We start from the raw sequence: 20,892 nt of genomic DNA on the forward strand, positions 1-20,892 counted from the left end.
AGTCATTCTCTACCTTTTTTTGAGCAAAAAACGATAGAGAGGGATCACTTGGATCGTTATTCCTTTCACTTGAATGGTTTCTTCCTCTTCATGAGTGATGATGTAGTAAGATTGAGCTTCATGAAAATGCTGTGCCAATTTCACTAAATTATCGACTTCTCTTTTTCGTGTATCTAGATTTTGAATGCTCCAAGCCACTTGGATTGCAGTCTGTGTTGAAGGTACAAAAAAGTCAATATCAATACCCGTTTTAGAAGATTTTAAGTAATAAATAGGATGGGCATACATTCGTAAAAGAGTAATCGCAACCAAGTTTTCTAAAAGAGCGGTATTGTTGTCATCTACAAATAAATTTAAAAAGCCATTATCCAAAAAATAGAATCGTTGAATACTTTCTTTTTCAACAAATCGTGCAAAATAATTTTGTACAGAAAAAATCAAATATGCATTTTTCGCATATTGAATATAAGAAATAACAGTATCTTTACTCATACGAAGACCAATGCTTTTTAGGGTATTATACAGTTTTGTATAGGACATTTCACTACATACGGTTTCTGCAATCTTTTTCATCAGGATCCGCAACCCCATTTCATTTCGAATCCCATTTCTTCCGGCAATATCACCAAGTAGAACTTTTTGATAAATTCCTTCTATATATGGCCGTTTGTCCAGATATAATAGCGATTCAGGCAATCCTCCTTCATGCATAAAATCATTGGCCGATTGACGAAGCTTACCAATATCACTCGATGTATACAATGCCATATCATAAGAAATATTTCTTGCGGTTACATATTCTCGAAAATTATAAGGCATGATATTTTGGGATAGATACCTACCGCCTAATCGTGCTTCCATATCTCGACTTAACATGATTGCATTACTTCCGGTAATATACATATGTGCTTTCATATCTGCCATTCTTCGTGCAAAACGTTCCCAACCTTCGATATTCTGAATTTCATCTAAAAAGTAGTAAGGGGTTCGTGTTGTTAGTTCGGCAGCCGTTTCAACAATATCGTTAAAATCTTCCATGCGAAATTCTGCAAGACGTTCATCTTCAAAGTTGATATAGATAATTTGATTCCATTTCACCCCCTTTTGAATCAAATCTTGGACCCTATCATACATTATTGTTGATTTTCCAGCTCGACGCATACCCGTTAATATATAGTTTGCATTTTCTTCAAATCGATATTCTCTTTGGATGATCGTCGCATGAGAAATGACTACATGTTGTTCCGCAATGATTCGTTTTAGTATTTCGTGATTCATGATATATACCTCTTCTCTTATTATATGAAATTTGTCGAATATAATCGACAAAAATAAAGTAAATTTGTCGATTATATTCGACAAATTTACTTCGAATAGAAAAAAGGTCTGCAATCATGAGTTCCATGAATGCGGCCATTCAATCGCAGATACATCATTATCATCTGCCTTTTTTTGTGATGTGGTTATGAACTCTTCGTTTCAAACGAAATTGGGGAAAAAAGAAAGAAATGATAGGCAACAATAAATAGAGAACCATCGCTTCTTTTGGATATTGTGTGGCCAAACCAATCAAGACGAGATTGATCAAAAGGACACTACCGGTACGAAGAAATAAAAATGTACGGAAATAGTGGATATATTCATTGAATCGTTGGTGGTGTGCCATATAAAAAAGCAACAATTCCAGCAACGAAACCAAAAGATATAAGATGCCATAACCAATCACGGATGCTTCTGTAGAAGTGTGCATGACCCATTTGGTCATGACCGGGATCAAGGCTAAAAATGCCAACAAGATGAAATCAACGACGACGATGCCATGATCGGCTGTATCCAAGGTCAAAAAGGTGCGATGGATATCGTACCAGAAGTTCGCAATCACAAAAAAGCTGATAAAAAAGATCAAGATGGTGCCCAGAAACGAATGGAACGATACATCGCCATGCGGATAGGGAAGTTCCAGGGCCATGATGGTGATATATATGGCAATCACACCATCATTGAATGTTTCCAAATGCGCTTTGGTTTGTTTCGGCAATTCATCTTGTACTTTTCGATACATATTCATTGCCTTTTTTTTATCGATTTGAGCCATATAACTCCCTCTTTTCTTGACAAAATTATAGCTTATTTTCAAAGAAAAAGAAGCAGTTGTCTGCTTCAAATCCGTTTATATAAGACCCGTAATAATTCCGGTTGGGTCTTGCATTGCGTGATCTTTTGGATCAAATCATCATCCTTGACGATGGTCATGATCTCATCATAGATCCGAATCAGCAATTTATCGTTTTCTTCAACATTCTTTGGTAGACCCAATAGAATGATGATTTGAACATCATCCACAGGATGCGAGAAAATTCCAAACGCAATGACCAATTCATTACTGATTGTTTGAATGGTATGAGGTAAGGCCAGCAGATGACCAAAGATCATCGTTCCTTTTTTCTCACGATCATGCATGCGTTCTTTAAAGCCTGCATCGACGGATCCTTCATCAATCAAACAATCCATCATGAAATCACAAGCCGATGTATAGGTATCATAATCACTCAAGTCAAAGAAGTTTTCTTCTTTTAATAAATTGGCTAATACATACCAGTTATCGTCCATGCTCGTATTGCTGGGTTGCCAATATTCAGCTTTCTTTAAGCGTGAACGTAATTGATCTTCATCAAAGATTTCACGAATATAGATGACGGGTCGATTGAGATCAAAATCAATCGGTACCGTAGATAAGACGACATCATAAGCATTCAATTTATCGGGTGTGATCTCATTGGGCGTAAATGTATCCACACGTGTATCACTATCGACAACATGTTGCAATTGAACCATGATCAAACGACTCGTAACAATACCCGAACCACAAACCAAGGCCATATGTTCATTGCGATGATGCAAGTTATTGACTTCGATAAACACCCCAAAGTAGGTAGCTAGAAAGCCAATTTCGCTTTGTGGGATCTCAACATTAAATTTCTTGGAGACGACATGCGCAGCAATGGTTGCCATTTCAAACGCAATAGGATATTTTTTCTGAATTTCTTCAATCAGTGGATTTTCGACTTTGATGCCATAGCGCAAGCGATTGATCATAAACATCAAATGATACATAAATTCTTCGGTGAATTCATAGGTATCAATTTGAATATCTAATTGATCATTAATGGCTTTTGTGATTTCCTCGGTCAATGGTGTGATCCTGTCATCCAATTTGATATTGTAGAGTTCCTCTGCATTGGTTGGTGTTCGCATACCAATGATTGGCATCAACATATAGATCTTTTCTTCAATCGGGAAGTCCACTTGCAGCAAATGTCCTACTTGATCGACCACGGTATTCACAAAGCCGAAGCCATCACGAGCTGCCAAAGCATAATAATACGTAGGTAAATGACCAATAAAATGTCCTTTTAGAAAACGGTCCATCATCAAGATAAAATAGTTCTTAAATTGTTGCTGAACGCGATCCGAAAAAGGATGACGAGTAAAATTGCTTTGGATAGTATCCAATATTTCTAGATCAATGGGATAATCATTAAATAAAGCATCATAACAGTTTTCAATCACATATCGACGAATATTGATTTCATTCCCTTGCAGGATCAATCCCTGACTGGTCTTGCCAATGATCGATAAATTATAAGGTTCAATCGTTTTCCGTAATTTTTTTAGGTCTTTGATCAATGTGGTACGGCCCACATTCATTTCATAGGCCAGATCATCGGTCAATACCGGTGAAAAAGAAAACATCAATTTACCAAAAATATAGTCCATTCGACGTGATGGTGAATTCATCAGATCATCGGTCGCAATAATATGACTATAGGCGGTTTGGAAGGAATCCACATCAAAGATGCGCAAGCTACAAATGCCCTGATCGGTTTCGATGATGCCACTATCTCCTAAGGTTTCATTGATAGTCTTGATGTCATTGCGAATCGTACGATCCGATACACTCAGTTTTTGCGCTAATAAATCAATAGAAAGGCTTGTACCACCACGCATTAAAGATAAGATATCCGCTTGTCGGTTATCGCCAAATAAACTCTTCATACAAGTCCTCCACTCTCTTACTTAACTATATAATAAACTAAAGGTGGGTTGTTAAATTAGGATTTTTCATCCAAAATGCAAAAAGGTGTATTAATGAATTTCGCAAATTTGGAAAAGAGGTGACCTATTTTCTTTCTTTTTCTTGGAAAAGGAACGCATTAAATGAAAGGGGTTTCTCAAATATGATATGCGTGTAAACAGAACCTGAGGCGTTCAAAAAGGAGGAGAATATGTCAGAAAGTTGGTTAGGTTTAGAGGATAAAGTTATTATCGTAACGGGTGGTGCTTCCGGTATCGGAAACCATGTAGTCACTACATTGGTCAAGGCCGGTGCCAAAGCGGTTATCGTTGATTTGACAGTCAAAACCGGTGAAGAAAAAGATGGCGCTTACTGTGTACAATGCAATGTCACTGATCCAGACAGTGTCAATGCGATGACAAAAGCGGTATTGGATAAATATGGACACATTGATGGCTTGGTCAACAATGCCGGTATCAATAAACCAAGATTGCTGGTCGATGTCAAAGGTGAACATCCGGAATATGAACTGGATGTGAAAACATTCGATCAAATGTTTGCCGTCAATGTCAAAGGTTTGTTCTTGGTCGCTCAAGCCGTTGCTCGTGAATTGATCAAACAAGGACATGGAGCCATCGTCAATATGTCCAGTGAATCCGGTAAAGAAGGAAGCCAGGGACAAAGTGCTTATTCCGCTACAAAGGGTGCTTGTGACAGCTTCACTCGTTCCTGGGCAAAAGAACTTGGTAAATATGGCGTTCGCGTCGTAGCCTGTGCACCTGGTATCATGGAAGCAACCGGACTTCGTACTCCAGCGTATAACGAAGCATTAGCGTATACACGCGGTGTGAAACCGGAAGATCTTTCAACCGATTACAGTAAACAGGTACCGCTTGGACGTGATGGAAAATTGGATGAAGTCGGCAACCTGGTTGCATTCTTAGTATCGGATCGTGCAAGTTATATCACAGGTACGACATACAATATTTCCGGCGGTAAATCACGCGGATAGAATTTAAAAAGGAGGAAACATGATGATCTGGTTATATGCATTGGTGATTGGCATCGCATTTGTCATTCAGTTTGTATTGAGCTCAAAACAAATGTCACAGTTCAATAAAGAGTTTGTAGCTCTGCGACGAAAAGGTAAGGTGGTTGTCGGTCGAAAATCGGGCGGATTCTTTGCAGGAGCCATCGTCATGTTCCAAATAGATGACAATGGTGTGATTCAGCAAAGCAAGAAGATCGAGGGAACAACGTTCCTGGCCAAAGTAAAAGATTTTCCTGGATTTGAAGGTATCTATGTGCGAGATCTAAGTCGCGAGATGGTCCCCAAGTCACATCGGAATTTGCGCAAAGCCGTGGAGGATGCCGCTTTGACGTATTCCAAATATGTAGCTGGTGAACCAATTCCGGATGCACCAAGTCCAGCGCAGAAGCTGAAGCTCGCCTTTGCCAGAAACAAGTCAACAGATTGACGGAAAGGTAGAGAAATATGAACGCAATTGTTAGTTTCGCAAAAGGTTTTATGAATTTGTTCGCATTAGGTGGACAGCAATTTACATCGTGGGTTACAGGTATCATCCCGACAGTCGTAATGCTGTTGGTATTGATGAATGCCATCATCGCTTTAGCCGGTCAGGAATCGGTAGACAAGGTCGCTAAGGTTTGTGGAAAGAATCCGGTATTACGTTACTTTGTATTGCCATTTATTTCCGCATTTATGTTAGGTAACCCGGTTGCATTGTCAATTGGTAAATTCTTGCCAGAATTCTACAAGCCAGCTTATTATGCATCCGCAAGTTATCACTGCCATACCAACAGCGGTATCTTCCCTCACATCAACGCTTCCGAGTTGTTCATTTACTTGGGAATTGCGAATGGTGTCACTAAATTGGGATTGGATGCAACGCCATTGGCTGTTCGTTATCTATTAGTAGGATGGGTTGCCAACTTCATCTCTGGATGGGCAACAGAATTCACAACAAAATATGTTGAAAAACAACAAGGTATCAAGTTAAATCGTAGCTTTGACAAAATGGGTCAAGAATAATAGCAAGGGAGCAAGAGTATGTCAAAATTAAGAGCAATTCGTATTGAACGCGGGCCACAGGGATTTGGTGGACCATTGGTGATCAAACCAACCGAAAAGAAAAATAAAGTTATGTACATCACAGGCGGTGGAACTCCTCCTGAATGCTTGGATAAGATCGTTGAATTGAGCGGTATGGAACCCGTTGATGGTTTCCATGGATCGGCACCGGAAGATGAATTGGCGATGGTCATCATCGATTGTGGTGGAACCCTTCGCTGCGGTATCTATCCGCAAAAACGTATCCCAACTGTCAATGTCATGCCAGTAGGTAAATCCGGACCTTTAGCGCAATATATCACGGAAGATATCTATGTATCAGCTGTTACTTCTAAACAGATCTCTTTAGCTGATGAAAGCGAAGCCGCTGCTGTGGAAGCTGCTCCAGCCAAAGAAGAAAAACCAAAAGGCAATGGTTTCAATGCGGATCAAAAAGTATCTGAGACCTTGGCTGCCCAAAAGAATAAATCCATGATGACTCGTATTGGTTTGGGCATGGGAAAATTTGTCAACACATTCTATCAATCGGCACGTGATGCGATCCAGACATGTATCACAACATTGCTGCCATTCATGGCATTCGTCAGCTTGCTGATCGGTATCATCAATGGATCTGGATTTGGTAACTGGTTTGCGTCAATCTTGACACCATTAGCTGGTAACGTCTTTGGATTATTGATCCTAGGTATCATCTGTTCCATTCCAGGTTTGTCAGCTTTGTTAGGTCCAGGAGCCGTTATCGCACAGATCGTTGGTACTTTAATTGGTGCTGAAATCGGTAAAGGAAACATCGCCCCTCAAATGGCATTGCCTGCATTGTTCGCTTGTAATACCCAGGCAGCCTGCGACTTCATCCCTGTTGGTTTGGGATTGGCAGAAGCTGAGCCAGAAACCATTGAAGTTGGTGTTGTCAGTGTCATGTATTCAAGATTCTTGACTGGTTGGATCCGTGTATTGATCGCGTTTGCAGCTAGTGCAGGATTGTATGCTTAATGATATAATTAATTAAAAAAATAAAATACTACAATATTGAAGAAAAGGAAGGAATTCGACATGGAAGAAATTTATAAGAATCAGGTAAAATCAATTGGAAAAGATGTAGGTGCATTTGCAGGAGCTGACTTTCTGATCATCTTTGGTGATAGTGCACCCGCCGAATTAAAAGACTACTGCTATGCCGTTGATGTCAATCCAATCAATGGGCAGATCAAAGCAGGCGATGTACTCCGCTTTGATGATCAAGAATATACGATCACGAGCATTGGGGATGAAGCCCCCGTTACTTTGACAGGCTTAGGACACTGCACGATCCGTTTCAGCGGTGATACGACACCGGAAATGCCTGGCAGTATGTATGTTGAAAAAAAGCCATTGCCTGAGATCCATGTCGGTACCGTCATTCAAATTGTAAGAAAATAGGTGAAAGTGTATGGAAAAAGAAGGCATCCATGAATATTTCCAAGTCGATGTCAATCAATTCCCCCACAACAATTCACAAACAGGTAAACTGATGCATCAGTTTACCTTCCACGAAGATGGGCATGGTGGGTTGATAAAAAAGATCCGCTATGATAAAGGAACGATCATTCCTTGGCATTGGCATCATTGTGGCCATGGTTTCTATGTTCTAGAAGGAACCTTGGAAACCAATCAAGGTTCGTATAAACCAGGTGATTTTGTCTGGTTTGATGCCAAGACCAAACAATGGCATGGAGCCGGTGATCAAGAAGATGCACTTGTGCTCTTTGTCACCGATAGTCTATGTGATATGAATTATCTATAAAAGAAAAGGAGGCAGACATTGTGGAGTTTGAAATTGAAGGCACGCTCAAATTGCCAACGCTCTATTTTGATGATGAGAAATTGGTCGTCAAAGAACGAGATGGTTCAAAAAAAGTTTATGCCTATACAGATATGAGTCATTTTGAACTATCGTATAAACAAATGTTTGCCAACTTTGCGACCTTTTCCTTTCAATATCAGAAGAAGTCGATCGTCATTCCGTATAATAAACTCTATACAAAGAAACTGGAACATGCCGTCGATCAAATCAAAGAAAAACAAAGGCAACCTAAAAAAAACTCTTCTTCCACCTTTGTTTTCGATGATTTGCCAACCGATCCTTTTGAATTCATGAAAAAATTCAAGGAAATGTTGGATTTGGGAATCATCACCCAAGAAGAATTTGAGGAAAAGAAAAGGGAAGCGTTTCACTTGAAAAAGTAAAGCATGAGGAGCAAGACCATACACTTGCTCCTTTTTTTGGTCTCTTTCTATCCAGACCATTTTTCGCTATAATAGAACCAGGAGCAAAAAAGACTTGAAATTATAGGGAGGTTTTCTTATGATCATTCAAAGTAAACGTGTCTGGATCCAAAATATTTTCATGCCAGCACAAATTGAAATCGAAGATCAAAAGATCAAACAAATTTATGCATATGGACAAAAGAGCGTTGATGTCGATTATGAAGATCAACGCATTGTTCCTGGCTTTATCGATCAACATACGCATGGAGCGTATACTTTTGATACCAATGATGCCAATCCCGAAGGATTGCGTCATTGGACCCGACAAATTACGGATGAAGGCGTAACGGCCCTTTGTCCAACGACCATTACCCAAAGTCATGAAGTATTATCAGCAGCTTTAAAAAATGTAGCCGATGTGGTTGAAAATGGCTATGAAGGTGCAGAAATCTTAGGCATCCATTTTGAAGGACCGTATTTGGATAAGGAACACAAAGGCGCACAACCCGAAGAATATTGTGTAAAGCCCAATGTGGAAGAGTTCAAAGCCTATCAAGCCGATGCCCATGGCTTGATCAAAGTTATCACCATGGCTTGTGAACACGATGAAGACTTTGCCCTGACGCACTATTGTGCAACCCATGGCATCTTAGTTTCGCAAGGTCATTCTGGTGCTAGTTATGAACAAGCTTGTTTGGCAATTGCCAATGGCGCCCGTTCGATGACTCATGTTTATAATGGCATGACGGGTTTTCATCATCGTCAACCAGGCCTTGTTGGTGCAGCCCTGCGTTTTCGTGATGTCTATGCCGAATTGATCTGTGATGGTCGACATGTTGATCCAGCTGCCATCAATGATTTATTTATGAGCAAAGGACGCGATGGAATCATTCTAATTTCGGATGGGTTGAATGCGAAAGGCTGTCCTGTCGGTAGTCGTCATCTGTTTGGTGGCCATGAAATTGAAGTCTATCCCGATGGTAGTGCCCATCTTGTACAAGCCGGTAACTTAGCGGGGAGTACTTTGCGGATCAATCGCGGTCTTCAAGTGGTTGTAGAACAAGCGCAAGTGCCTTTTGACTACGCGATCAATGCATGTACGATCAATCCAGCCCGAGCCTTAGGCGTAGATGATCGCAAAGGCAAATTATGTGCTGGCTATGATGCCGACATTGTCGTTTTAGCCGATAATTATGATGTCGTGCAAACCTATGCACGTGGAAGGGCATGGAAATGAGATGGCACAAATTGTATTGACCCGGATCGATAATCGCTTGATCCATGGACAAATCGTAACAGAATGGTGTAGTTATGTGCAAGCCGATGTCGTATTGGTAGCCAATGATGCTGTAGCTGGTGATAGTCTACGTCAAAGTTTGATGAAGATGGCAGCGCCTGCATCCATCCTTACGCGCTATTATACCTTGGCACAAACCATCCAAGCCTTAAAGACGTCGACATCGGATCAGCGTGTCATGCTTCTTTGTGAAACGCCACAAGATGTATACACTCTGGTAAAGGGTGGACTACCGATTCATACAGTCAATGTAGGCAATATGCATATGGCCAAAGGTAAACATCGCATTGCCACAACGGTGGCGATCGACGAAAATGATCAAGCCGTCTTTCGAAAATTAAAAGAATGTGGTGTGGAATTCGAAATTCGCCGCACACCACAATGTGCCATAGAAAAAAGCGATGCTTTGGGTTAAACATCGCTTGCACTGAAAAGATAATAGGCAGCATTGGCATACAATGCTGCTTTTTCAATGGCCTTTTCCATGGCTTTGATGGCAAGCAGGCCAACAAGATCCATGTCAGCTACAACTTCGTTGGTGGCCATCGCAAAGATGGTGTCACCATCATTGGAAGTAGCTACGGGATGAATACAATGGGCATACGCATTGTGACTCAGGGAAGCCACTTTATTCATCTGGGCTTTATTGAGATCCGCATTGGTGAAAATACAACCAATGGTCGTATTTTCATGGGCATTGGATTGATTTTCCATCCCATCGATCAAGGCATCCACTGTATAGATGGGTTTCCTTTTTTTTCGATCATAAGCACCGGCTAACCATTTGGTGGAATTGGCTTGATAAATGTCGCCACACGCATTGAGGGCAACAATAGCGCCAACTTTTAATTGATCCACTTGGACACATGCATGACCCAACCCGGTTTTCATGGCTTTTTCAAAACCAAACGCTTTGCCAACACTGGCACCCATGCCCGCACCGATATTGCCTTGGGATAGATCGATGGATTCACTATTCACACAAGCTTGATATCCCATGGCCTTATCGGGATACGCTTTGGGATTCCCTAAACCACAATCAAATAACGAAGCCTGACAAACAATGGGAATGTATATCCCTTTCATATCAAAGCCAATTTGGTGTTCACTCAAATACTGCATGACACCACTGCCGGCTTCCAAACCAAAAGCTGAACCACCCGATAACGTAACGGCATGGATCTTTTGGACCATATTTTTAGGATTTAATAAATCCGTTTCTCTAGTGGCAGGACCACCACCTCGTACTTCTACACCGGCTGTGGCACCTTGGGGGCAAAGAATGACTGTGCACCCTGTACCGCCTTCTTTGTCTTGGCTATGACCAATACGAAAGCCAGAAATTTCATTCCATTCGATCCATTTCATTTTCTTTCTCCTCACATGTGTATAAATCGGTTCGGCGAATTTGCCAAAAGGGCATACGATGACGAATGCGATCCATTTGGTCTAGATCAATATCGGCCATCGCAATGCCTGGTTTTTCATCCATTTCCATGATTTTTTGACCATTGGGATCCACGATCATCGAATGCCCATAGCTTGTATAGTTTTGATACGTATAGGCTGGATTGACCGCACAAAGAAAGACTTCGTTTTCCAATGCACGCGTTCGACATAGGATGTCCCAATGGGCTTTGCCAACGGCTTGATTGAAAGCCGCCGGAACAAATAAGATCTTGGCGCCATGTATAGCCAAGATGCGAGCTTGTTCACAAAAGCGAATGTCGTAACATACGAGGATGCCCATATGATCGACCACGCAAAATTGATTGCCTGGACGAAAGACATCCGCTTCGGTATAGTCGATTCGTCCATGAAAATGCATCAGATGCATCTTGCGATAGGAAGTAACCAATTGTCCTTTATCATACACAAAACAGGTATTATAGATAGAGCTGCCTGCTTTTTCGGCCATGGTTCCACCAATGATGCGTTGATGATTTTGATGGGACATTTTCTGTAAAAGATCCATTGCTTCCGATTGATAAACAATGGAAGTTTTCATCGCTTTATTTTCATAAGGAACTGTCCACATTTCTGGTAAGAGAACGATGTCGGCTTCTTTACATTGTTTGAGCTGGTTGGCCATGTTTTGAATATTTTTTTCAACATCCCTATCCACATACGATTGTATCAATGCGATTTTCATATCCATTCATTTTCCTTTAACCATGTATAGATACCACCATCATGGCAACTCGGTGCAATTTGAATGCCTGGTAGTCTTTTTAATTGGGATTCGCCATTGGCCATAACGACACCGATTTCAGCACGATCCAACATTTCCATATCCAAGGCCGAATCACCAAAGGCCAGATATTGATTGATGGGTTCATGAAAATGAGCCATCAAGGTTTCGATACCTTTATATTTAGAGATACCATGGGCGCGAATTTCTACCCAATTTTTCATATAGATGGGGACAATACCGGGCATCGTATCCAATTCCGGAATGGAGCGAAGCGGATCTTTGGGTCGCAACAATAAATTGGATAAGTGATCAGCCGGATGCCAAGGGTGAATTTTAACGTCTTTAAAATGAAAGGTGTCGATCATTTCTTGGATTTTTGGATCCCATCGAGTCGCAAATTTTACTTTCTTGCCAAAACCAATGATGCCCAATCCATGGTTTTCGGCATATTGGATGATCTGGGCCACATCATCAACCGCAAGGGAATGATCGATCAGCGTATGGAAATTTCGATCAAATACATAGGAACCAATACCAGTAATGTAGCCATCCCAATCGATCAAGTTTTCAAAATGATGCTCTTTGACCAGAGCCGGCGGTCGACCCGTACACATGATGAGTTTATAGCCTTTGGCTTTTAAAGCATGTAAAGCCTGGATATGCAACGGTGGGACGCTTTGAGAAATGTGATCATAAAGGGTGTTATCGAGATCAATAAATATCGTTTGTATGTTCGTTTTCATATTTGTATTATAATGCTATGATGGAATCATGACAAATTTTCAAGAAGATCTGATAGGCTGGTATCGAATCCATAAACGGCCATTATTATTTCGGCAAGATGCCGATGCGTATAAAATCTGGATCAGTGAGATCATGGCCCAACAAACACGTATTGAAGCGATGCTTCCTTATTTTGAGCGTTTCATTGAAAAGGTGCCGGATATTCCTGCCTTAGCCATGATAGCCGATGAACAACTCAATAAACTTTGGCAAGGACTGGGCTATTATAGTCGGGCTCGTAATTTGAAAAAATGTGCCCAAGTATGTATGGAAAAATATGACGGAAAGTTGCCGATGACCAAAGCCGAATTGGAACAATTGCCAGGAATTGGTCCGTATACAGCTGGTGCGATTGCTTCGATTGCGTATCATCAACGGGTCAGTGCCATCGATGGCAATGTGATTCGTGTCTTTAGTCGGTTGTATGATCTGCATGCCGATATGAAAAAGAGTGCGGGCAAGAAACAGGTCAATGCGAAAGTAGAAGCCAGTTTGCCGGATGAAGACCATATTTCCGACTACAATCAAGCCTTGATGGAACTGGGTGCTTTGGTTTGTATCCCTAAAAAACCACGGTGTGAACAATGTCCCATTCGTAGTTATTGTCAAACAGAGGATCCGGGTTCATTGCCGGTACTGTCCAAACCGAAACCGCGACGGATCGAACAGAAACATCTTTATATCTGGGTGTATCAAAATAAGCTTCGGATCGTGAAGCGAAAAGAAAAAGGGTTGTTGTATGGATTGTATGGATTTGATGAACAAAAGCCAGTAAAATATGAGAAAGAAATTCCACTCAGACCGTATACGCATATTTTCAGTCATGTGGAATGGCATATGGAAGCCAGTCTAGTCTTTGTGGATCGGGAAGATGAAAATTTTCATACATTGGCAGAAATTGATGCATTGTATGCGATTCCAAGTGCTTTTACACCTTTTTTAGAACAAGTTCAATCAGATTTCATGTTCTAAGCTATTTAGTTGTGTTATATTATATAAGTCGGAATATACCTTTCGAATGGAGGGAAATAAAACATGGGAATTTTAAGCGTTTTTTCAGAAGAACAACGAGAAATTAAATCATTAGCGAAAGAAGCAGATAAAATTATGGCATTAGAGCCCAAAATGCAGGCTTTAAGTGATGATCAACTTCGTGAAAAGACAAGTGAATATCGGAATCGACTACAGAATGGGGAAACGGTCGATGATATTTTATATGAAGCCTTTGCGACCGCTCGTGAAGCCGCTTATCGAGTGATCAATGAAAAGCCATTTAAGGTCCAGATCATGGGTGCTTTGGCCATGCACAAAGGTGATATTGCGGAGATGAAAACCGGTGAAGGAAAGACTTTGACAGCGACGATGACGGTTTATGCCAATGCCTTAGAAGGTAAGGGTGTCCACGTGATCACGGTCAATGAATATTTGGCGGGTCGTGATGCTGGATGGATGGGTGAAATTTATCGTTTCTTAGGTTTAACGGTTGGCGTCAATAAACGCGAATTGAGCCCAAAACAAAAACGCGATGCCTATGCGTGTGATATCACCTATACGACCAACTCGGAATTGGGATTTGATTACTTACGTGACAATATGGTCACCAGTGTTGATGAGCGCGTCATGCGTGGTTTACATATGGCCATTGTCGATGAGGTCGACTCGGTCTTGATCGATGAATCCCGTACGCCTCTGATCATTTCGGGTGGTAAGAAAAATACGGCCAATCTCTATATTCAAGCGGATAAATTTGTGAAGACACTTACCGCTCCAGAATATGAAACGGATAGTTTTACGCATGAAAAGAAATTGATCAGTGGCGATTATGATATTGATGAAAAAACGCGTCAGATCATGTTGAGTGAAGCCGGTGTAAGCAAGGCAGAGAAGTATTTTAAGATTGCGAATCTCTATGATACGGATCATACGCAATTGGTGCATCATATCAATCAAGCTTTGCGTGCTAACTATATCATGACCAAAGAAGTGGAATATGTCGTAACGGATGATAAAGAAATCGTGATCGTCGATCAGTTTACCGGTCGTTTGATGCCAGGCCGAGCGTATTCGGATGGTCTGCATCAAGCCATTGAAGCCAAAGAGGGCGTACCTATTAAAGAAGAAACGTCGACATTGGCAACGATCACCTATCAGAACTTTTTCCGTTTGTATGAAAAATTAGCCGGTATGACCGGTACGGCCAAGACCGAAGAAGAAGAGTTCTTATCAACCTATAATATGCGTGTTGTTTGTATTCCAACCAATCGTCCGATCCAACGTAAGGATCTGCCCGATGAAATTTATGCACATAAGAAAGATAAATACGAAGCATTGGTACGTGAAGTCAAGGCTTTATATCATAAAGGACAGCCGGTATTGGTAGGTACCATTGCGGTCGAAACGTCTGAATTGATCAGTGGCATGTTGAAACAAGAAGGTATTCCGCATCATTTGTTGAATGCGAAAAATCATGCCAAAGAAGCCGAGATCATTGCTTTGGCAGGTCGTCCGAAGAGCGTGACCATTGCCACCAATATGGCTGGTCGTGGTACGGATATCAAATTGACACCAGAAAGTCGTGAATTGGGCGGCTTAGCTGTATTAGGTTCGGAACGTCATGAATCGCGTCGTATCGATAATCAGTTGCGTGGTCGTTCGGGTCGTCAGGGGGATCCGGGCTTCTCCCGTTTCTATGTTTCTTTGGAAGATGATTTAATGATTCGTTTTGGTGGCAACAAGCTTCAAAAATTGTTTGAGCGTGTGGGGGATGAAAAGATCGAGTCCAAAGCGGTAACGCGTTCGATCACCCAGGCACAAAAGCGTGTGGAAGGGTATAACTTCGATATGCGTAAACAATTGTTGGATTATGATGATGTATTGCGTCGTCAACGTGAGATCATTTATGCGGAGCGAAATAAGATCTTGGAAAGCAGTGAAGTGCATGAAATGGTCCATGATATTTTTGAAAATGCCTTGGATCAAACGATCGAAGCCAATTTGACCGAAAATAAAAAGAATGTGGATGCCACGAATTTAGTGAAGTCCTTAGAGATGATGGGACTTCAAGAGGATAAGGCCATTCATGTTTCGGAAATTGAGGGCAAAAATATTCAGGAAACAAAAGAATATTGTTTGAATAAGATGTGGAATGGCTATGAAGATGAAATTAAATTGGTCAAAGATCAATTTATGCCTTTTGAAAAAACGGTCGTATTGCGAAATATCGATCGCAACTGGATCCAACACATTGATCAGATGGATAAGTTGCGTGGTGGTATTTATTTGCGTAGTTATGCCCAAAATAACCCGTTGCAACAATATGTCGAAGAAGGATTTGCGATGTTTGATGAGATGAACCATCGCATCAATCGTGAGATTGCTTTCTTCTTATTGAAAGTTCGAGTACAGGAGAATGCCTAATGGAAGTTTATGAACTAAAACAAGGATTAACTACTCACCTAGAGAAGTTGGAGTCTCTAGGTGAGTCTCTTTGACTTAGATACAAAAAAAAAGACCATTAAAGAATTGGATGATCAAACCATGGATCCCAATTTCTGGAGTGATCAGAAAAAAGCGCAGAAAGTGATTCGACAAAAGAATAGCTTGAGTCATATTGTCGAAACCTATTCATCTTTATGGGAAGAATTGAAATCATTGGATGAAACGGCTGATGCCCTCAAAGCGGATTTTGATGCCGAGTTGATGGAGATGGCTGAAGAAGAATATAAAGAAGTCAGCCATACCTTTGAAGAATTTGAGATCGAAGTCTTATTGTCGCATGAGTACGATCAAAACAATGCGATCTTGGAGATTCATCCGGGTGCTGGTGGTACGGAATCTTGTGATTGGGCCAGCATGTTGTATCGCATGTATACGCGATATGCCGAAAAACATGGCTTTAAAGTGAAGGTATTGGATTACCTACCTGGAGAAGAAGCGGGCATCAAAAGTGTGACTTTTTTGGTGGAAGGCGACAAGGCCTATGGCTATCTAAAATCGGAAAAGGGCGTACATCGTTTGGTTCGTATTAGTCCTTTTGATGCGGGGGCTAGAAGACATACTTCCTTTGCGTCTTTGGATGTCATGCCACAATTTAATGATGAAATTGAGATTGATATCAAGCCCGAAGATATTGAATTTGAGACCAAACGAGCTTCCGGGGCTGGTGGACAACACATCAATAAGACCGATTCGGCAGTGCGTTTGGTGCATAAGCCAACCGGCATCGTGGCAACGTGTCAGAATGGCCGTTCGCAACATGAAAATCGGGAAGAGGCCATGCGGGTCTTAAAGTCGCGTTTGTATCAGTTGGAAATTGAAAAACAAGAAAAGAAATTAGCGCAGATCAAGGGCGAACAAGTCGCGAATGAATGGGGCTCCCAGATTCGCAACTATGTGTTGCATCCATACAATTTGGTCAAAGATGTTCGTACGGGCTATGAAACCAGTCAGGTCCAGGATGTCTTGGATGGCAATCTGGATGGATTTATCTTTGCGTATTTAAAATCAAAGGTGCAGTAATCACTGCACCTTTATTTAATGTCTTTGAAATCGCCATCGACTATGTTGTTTTCTTTATCGTATTCTTTGGACAATTTGTGGATGCGATGTTGGGAAACCAATACGCTGCAAGCTTGAATGATCAACAAGATTCCACCAATCTTTAAGACGGTGGATACGGTATCGATGGGATTGACGATCAAGATACCGCCAACGATGGTAATCAAGATGGAATAAACCAAAGAAAGTCCCCAATTGGTGTAACCCAGGTCTTTTTGAAACAGACTGGTTTGAATGTGGACAATACCATTGAATAAGACCACGATGCCAATCAAGATCGAACTCATGCTGATCACAAAACCAGGATTGCGGGCCAAGACGATGCCAATCAATAAAAAGGGGATTGCAATGACCAAAGGACCACTGGATAAGCTGTCTCTGCAAACAAAATATAGATAGAAATTATAGATCGCATAAACAATGAAGATCCAGCCCAAGACTTGTATGATGGTTCCCAATGCTTTTACGTTAAATACCAGTAAAAGGATTCCTAAAATGGCATATAATATGGCACTGAATACAATTTCACGTTGACATTTTTGTAAAAAATTTCTCATGATGAACGCCTTCCTTTTTTAACCATTATAACCTAGGTTATCCGATTTGCGCATTCTTTTTATGATGAGTATACTAAAGATAACCACAAATGGAGGTATGAATATGAGAGCCGTTGTTTTGATCGATAATGGATATGAAGAATTAGAAACGATGGGACCCATCGCACTGTTGCGACGTGGCGGTGTGGATGTGGACATCGTTCGTTTGGAAAAAGAAGATGTGACCGGTCGTTTTGGGGTACAATATACGCCAACCATTCCTTATGAAGACTATGATTTTGAAAAGGCTGATTGTTTGGTGATACCGGGAGGACCGCAACATATGACGATGCGCAAAGATGAAAGAGTCTTAAAATTGCTTCCTTTTTTTGCGCAAGAAAAAATCCTTGGTGCGATTTGTGCGGCCCCAACCATTCTTGGCCAAGAAGGCTTATTAAAAGGGAAGAATTATACTTGTTTTGAATCTTTGAATGATGATTTTGGCGGTATCTATCATCGTCAATATGTTGTGCGGGATGGCAATTTGATTACGGCTTGTTCTGCTGCAGCCAGTGTGGAATTTGGTTTTGCACTTTTAGAGGCTTTGATTGGTAAGACCCATGCCGATCAAGTAAAGGAGTCCGTTTATTATGGGTTCGATCACTAATTATATTCGTTCTGGTGAAAAACATCGACAAACGCACTATGTGGGTATGGAAATTGAGCATTTTATCATTCATAAAGAAACGGGTTTACCAATGCCCTATGCGGATATTGAGCGATTGTTTCATCAAATTGAATCCAATTATCCGCAAAAAAGTTATGAAAAAGGACATATCGTTGCTTTAGGAAATGAAGATACTTTGATCACGTTAGAACCCGGTTGTCAATTGGAGTTTTCGTTCCACTATACCGATCAGATCGAAGCGATTGAAAAAATGTATCAAAGAGCAATGAAACCCATTGAAGCTTTTGTACAAGCCAATGGCTATTCGATCGTATATAGCGGGGGCATTCCAACGGTATCGGTGGATGCGTATCCACGCATTGACAAAGATCGTTATCAATATATGGAAGCGTATTTTGCTCATTCGGGAACGCGTGGGAAAGAAATGATGAAGGGAACGGCGTCGATCCATGCTTCGATTGATTTTGCGGATGAGCTGGATTTTATTCGAAAATATCGGATGGCCAATATCTTGCACCCGCTTTTTGCTTTGATCAGTTTTAATACACCCTATTATGCAGGAAAACCGAATACGGATATTTTGTTACGGGATTCCATTTGGCAGCATACCGATCCCCAAAGATGTCATATCATTGAGGATTTGTTTTCACCAACCTTTGGTTATGCAAGTTATGAAAACTATGTATTGGATGATCCTTTGATCTTAATGCATACACAAGACCAATTCATTCCAACGGGGAATCAAACGTGTAAAGAAGTGGCACAAACGTATGGGTTTGGTACACCAGAAATCGAACACTATTTATCGATGGTCTTTCCGGATATCCGGGTTAAGAAATGTATGGAAATTCGTTCGGCGGATAGTATGCCTTTACCGAATTTATTGGCCTATGCAGCTTTTATCAAAGGAATTTTCTATGATGAAACGATCATTCGTGATGTGAATCAATGGGCGCATTCGATCGATGAGATCCAAGATGCGAAACGAGCCATTCAGAAGGATGGTTGGCAGGCTTATGTCTATGGTCGACCAGTACAGGCTTTGGTCCATGCATTGAAAGAATCCGCAAAAGGTAACCTATCGATACAAGAACAAGGATATTTAGAAGCCTTGGGGAGTCAAAATGTCAATCGACCAGCAATATAAAGAATATATCGAGAAGCACTTTTTGGAGAGCAAGAAAAGTGCTTTTCAAATGGAAAATGCCATTATTGAAAGTGAATTGAATGCGGGCAATCAGAATTATACGCATACCCTCCATATTCCGAAGATCTTTTCTCAGGAAGATAAACAACGGTTCCATCAGATCGTTCATCAAACGTATACCATCTTTGAAAAAGTCATTCAGGCTTATAAAGAAGATGAGAAGATTCGCTCTCTCTTTCCTTTTTCGAAGCAATTGGAAGACTTTATCTTGTTGCCGAATCGATACGATGTGAGCATCCCGATTTGTCGGATCGATATTTTTTATGATGAAAAGACCAAAGATTTTAAATTTTGTGAGTTCAATACCGATGGCACTTCCGCTATGCATGAAAATGCGAAGTTAGCGGAGTTATTAAAGTTCAATAATGTATATCGGCAGGATCCCCATACCTATGAACAAATGGAATTGGAAGATCATTGGGTCGATGCCTTTTTATCTTTGGCTGATGATCAGATACCACCGCATCCGATGGTCGCTATTGTTGATTTTTTAGAAAATGCCTATTTGAATGAGTTATATGTGTTCCAACAAATCTTTAAGCGGCATGGCTGTCAATGTGAAGTCCTAGATATTCGGGATTTGGCTTTTGATGGGACGCATCTGCATTCGATCTATACGAATCGAAAAATAGATATGGTGTATCGTCGAGTGGTGACCAGTGATATCGTCGATCGTTGTGCCGGTCTTGATTTTTTGGAGGCCATCAAACAACAAGCTGTTATTTTGATTGGTGGTTTTCAAACCCAGATCATCCATAATAAACAAATCAATCAAGTATTGCGACATCCATGGATGCAAGCGTATCTGACGGATGAAGAAAATGCGTTTATGGAAAAGCATTTACCAAAAACGTATGATCTAAACAAAAACGTGTCCATTGATCTAGATGATAAGGATCATTGGATCATCAAGCCGAAAGATTCCTATGGGGCGCAAGGTGTATGGGCGGGTGTTGATCTGCATCAAGCCCAATGGGATGAACAAGTCAAACGTTGTATGGATCGCAATTATTTGGTGCAAGAATATATTCAACCGTATCGAAATCAGAATATTGATCTGGTCCGGGAAAAGGAATTTAAACCCTATGCGAATATGACAGGGCTATATGTATACAATGGCCAATTTGCGGGTGTGTATTCTCGTTGTAGTGATGGCGGTGTGATCTCCACGCAATACAATGAGCGTTCGATACCTACTTTATTTATGGTATAATGA

The 20,892-nt window shown here is 40.9% G+C and carries 22 protein-coding genes; 15 read left to right on the forward strand and 7 right to left on the reverse strand.

All coding sequences use genetic code 11. The features are described 5' to 3' along the window. Positions 1 to 9: 9 nt before the first annotated feature. From SOS22_RS06435 to SOS22_RS06445, 3 genes are all read right to left on the reverse strand, one after another. A complete protein-coding gene (locus SOS22_RS06435) occupies positions 10 to 1,278 on the reverse strand; it encodes an ATP-binding protein (protein WP_320596703.1) in 1,269 nt (422 codons plus the stop codon). Between the two features lie 160 nt (positions 1,279 to 1,438). Then, positions 1,439 to 2,095: a TMEM175 family protein gene (locus SOS22_RS06440; protein WP_320596704.1), complete on the reverse strand. Its 657-nt coding sequence runs from the start codon at positions 2,093 to 2,095 to the stop codon at positions 1,439 to 1,441. Positions 2,096 to 2,160: 65 nt separating this feature from the next. Then, positions 2,161 to 4,056, reverse strand: coding sequence for a BglG family transcription antiterminator (locus tag SOS22_RS06445; RefSeq protein ID WP_320596705.1), 1,896 nt, complete (start codon positions 4,054 to 4,056; stop codon positions 2,161 to 2,163). Positions 4,057 to 4,286: 230 nt separating this feature from the next. Here SOS22_RS06445 and SOS22_RS06450 point away from each other — a divergent pair, with 230 nt between their 5' ends. The 9 genes from SOS22_RS06450 (at position 4,287) to SOS22_RS06490 (ending at position 10,126) form a co-directional block, all read left to right on the forward strand. Further along, positions 4,287 to 5,087 carry an SDR family oxidoreductase gene (locus tag SOS22_RS06450; protein ID WP_320324646.1) on the forward strand — a complete coding sequence of 267 codons (801 nt, stop codon included), beginning with the start codon at positions 4,287 to 4,289 and terminating at the stop codon, positions 5,085 to 5,087. 19 nt (positions 5,088 to 5,106) lie between these two features. Further along, the gene (locus SOS22_RS06455) at positions 5,107 to 5,553 is read left to right on the forward strand and encodes a transcriptional regulator GutM (protein WP_128519333.1); all 447 of its coding nucleotides are present in this window, start codon (positions 5,107 to 5,109) and stop codon (positions 5,551 to 5,553) included. 17 nt (positions 5,554 to 5,570) lie between these two features. Next, positions 5,571 to 6,128, forward strand: coding sequence for a PTS glucitol/sorbitol transporter subunit IIC (locus SOS22_RS06460; protein WP_128519334.1), 558 nt, complete (start codon positions 5,571 to 5,573; stop codon positions 6,126 to 6,128). Between the two features lie 18 nt (positions 6,129 to 6,146). Next, positions 6,147 to 7,160, forward strand: coding sequence for a PTS glucitol/sorbitol transporter subunit IIB (locus tag SOS22_RS06465; protein ID WP_320324645.1), 1,014 nt, complete (start codon positions 6,147 to 6,149; stop codon positions 7,158 to 7,160). A 60-nt stretch (positions 7,161 to 7,220) separates the two neighbouring features. Then, positions 7,221 to 7,586 carry a PTS glucitol/sorbitol transporter subunit IIA gene (locus SOS22_RS06470; protein ID WP_320324644.1) on the forward strand — a complete coding sequence of 122 codons (366 nt, stop codon included), beginning with the start codon at positions 7,221 to 7,223 and terminating at the stop codon, positions 7,584 to 7,586. A 10-nt stretch (positions 7,587 to 7,596) separates the two neighbouring features. After that, positions 7,597 to 7,950 (forward strand): cupin domain-containing protein, encoded by a 354-nt coding sequence (locus SOS22_RS06475; protein WP_320596706.1) that lies wholly within the window; start codon positions 7,597 to 7,599, stop codon positions 7,948 to 7,950. 20 nt (positions 7,951 to 7,970) lie between these two features. Further along, the gene (locus SOS22_RS06480) at positions 7,971 to 8,393 is read left to right on the forward strand and encodes an SHOCT domain-containing protein (RefSeq protein ID WP_320596707.1); all 423 of its coding nucleotides are present in this window, start codon (positions 7,971 to 7,973) and stop codon (positions 8,391 to 8,393) included. A 118-nt stretch (positions 8,394 to 8,511) separates the two neighbouring features. Continuing rightward, complete coding sequence (nagA, locus tag SOS22_RS06485; protein ID WP_320324641.1) at positions 8,512 to 9,651, forward strand: N-acetylglucosamine-6-phosphate deacetylase; 1,140 nt, start codon at positions 8,512 to 8,514, stop codon at positions 9,649 to 9,651. Position 9,652: 1 nt separating this feature from the next. Beyond that, a complete protein-coding gene (locus SOS22_RS06490) occupies positions 9,653 to 10,126 on the forward strand; it encodes a PTS system mannose/fructose/N-acetylgalactosamine-transporter subunit IIB (protein WP_320324640.1) in 474 nt (157 codons plus the stop codon). Here the strand turns inward: SOS22_RS06490 and SOS22_RS06495 are convergent. Genes SOS22_RS06495 through SOS22_RS06505 form a run of 3 tightly spaced genes read right to left on the reverse strand, consistent with a single transcriptional unit; the run spans position 10,123 to position 12,648 of the window. Beyond that, entirely contained in the window at positions 10,123 to 11,079 is a 957-nt protein-coding gene (locus tag SOS22_RS06495; protein ID WP_320596708.1) for a P1 family peptidase, read from the reverse strand. The genes SOS22_RS06490 and SOS22_RS06495 overlap by 4 nt on opposite strands. Further along, positions 11,057 to 11,863 carry a nitrilase-related carbon-nitrogen hydrolase gene (locus SOS22_RS06500; RefSeq protein ID WP_320596709.1) on the reverse strand — a complete coding sequence of 269 codons (807 nt, stop codon included), beginning with the start codon at positions 11,861 to 11,863 and terminating at the stop codon, positions 11,057 to 11,059. The genes SOS22_RS06495 and SOS22_RS06500 overlap by 23 nt, the downstream gene beginning before the upstream one ends. Beyond that, the gene (locus SOS22_RS06505) at positions 11,860 to 12,648 is read right to left on the reverse strand and encodes an HAD-IIB family hydrolase (RefSeq protein ID WP_320596710.1); all 789 of its coding nucleotides are present in this window, start codon (positions 12,646 to 12,648) and stop codon (positions 11,860 to 11,862) included. The genes SOS22_RS06500 and SOS22_RS06505 overlap by 4 nt, the downstream gene beginning before the upstream one ends. Before the next feature lie 28 nt (positions 12,649 to 12,676). On the opposite strand from SOS22_RS06505, the gene SOS22_RS06510 reads away from it, so the two are divergent. The 3 genes from SOS22_RS06510 to prfB all read left to right on the forward strand — a co-directional run bounded on the left by SOS22_RS06510 (position 12,677) and on the right by prfB (position 17,206). After that, on the forward strand, positions 12,677 to 13,660 hold the full coding sequence (locus tag SOS22_RS06510; protein WP_320596711.1) for an A/G-specific adenine glycosylase: 984 nt from the start codon (positions 12,677 to 12,679) through the stop codon (positions 13,658 to 13,660). A 63-nt stretch (positions 13,661 to 13,723) separates the two neighbouring features. Then, the gene (gene secA / locus SOS22_RS06515) at positions 13,724 to 16,105 is read left to right on the forward strand and encodes a preprotein translocase subunit SecA (protein ID WP_320596712.1); all 2,382 of its coding nucleotides are present in this window, start codon (positions 13,724 to 13,726) and stop codon (positions 16,103 to 16,105) included. Beyond that, positions 16,105 to 17,206, forward strand: a protein-coding gene (gene prfB / locus SOS22_RS06520) for a peptide chain release factor 2 (protein WP_320324634.1) whose coding sequence is annotated in 2 segments (ribosomal slippage) — positions 16,105 to 16,176 and positions 16,178 to 17,206 — 1,101 coding nt in all. Because the reading frame shifts where the segments join, the coding sequence is not laid out codon by codon here. Before secA ends, prfB begins: the two co-directional genes overlap by 1 nt. 11 nt (positions 17,207 to 17,217) lie before the next feature. Here prfB and SOS22_RS06525 read toward each other — a convergent pair. Then, positions 17,218 to 17,802 carry an HdeD family acid-resistance protein gene (locus SOS22_RS06525; protein ID WP_320596713.1) on the reverse strand — a complete coding sequence of 195 codons (585 nt, stop codon included), beginning with the start codon at positions 17,800 to 17,802 and terminating at the stop codon, positions 17,218 to 17,220. A gap of 103 nt (positions 17,803 to 17,905) precedes the next feature. On the opposite strand from SOS22_RS06525, the gene SOS22_RS06530 reads away from it, so the two are divergent. Genes SOS22_RS06530 through SOS22_RS06540 form a run of 3 tightly spaced genes read left to right on the forward strand, consistent with a single transcriptional unit; the run spans position 17,906 to position 20,889 of the window. Beyond that, a complete protein-coding gene (locus tag SOS22_RS06530) occupies positions 17,906 to 18,448 on the forward strand; it encodes a DJ-1/PfpI family protein (protein ID WP_320324632.1) in 543 nt (180 codons plus the stop codon). Beyond that, positions 18,432 to 19,616, forward strand: a complete 1,185-nt coding sequence (locus SOS22_RS06535; RefSeq protein ID WP_320596714.1) for a glutamate-cysteine ligase family protein — start codon at positions 18,432 to 18,434, stop codon at positions 19,614 to 19,616. Before SOS22_RS06530 ends, SOS22_RS06535 begins: the two co-directional genes overlap by 17 nt. Next, positions 19,594 to 20,889 (forward strand): hypothetical protein, encoded by a 1,296-nt coding sequence (locus SOS22_RS06540; RefSeq protein WP_320596715.1) that lies wholly within the window; start codon positions 19,594 to 19,596, stop codon positions 20,887 to 20,889. Before SOS22_RS06535 ends, SOS22_RS06540 begins: the two co-directional genes overlap by 23 nt. The last annotated feature ends 3 nt before the right edge of the window (positions 20,890 to 20,892 follow it).

It is taken from the genome of Absicoccus sp., assembly GCF_034090965.1.
GTDB lineage: Bacteria > Bacillota_I > Bacilli_A > Erysipelotrichales > Erysipelotrichaceae > Absicoccus > Absicoccus intestinalis.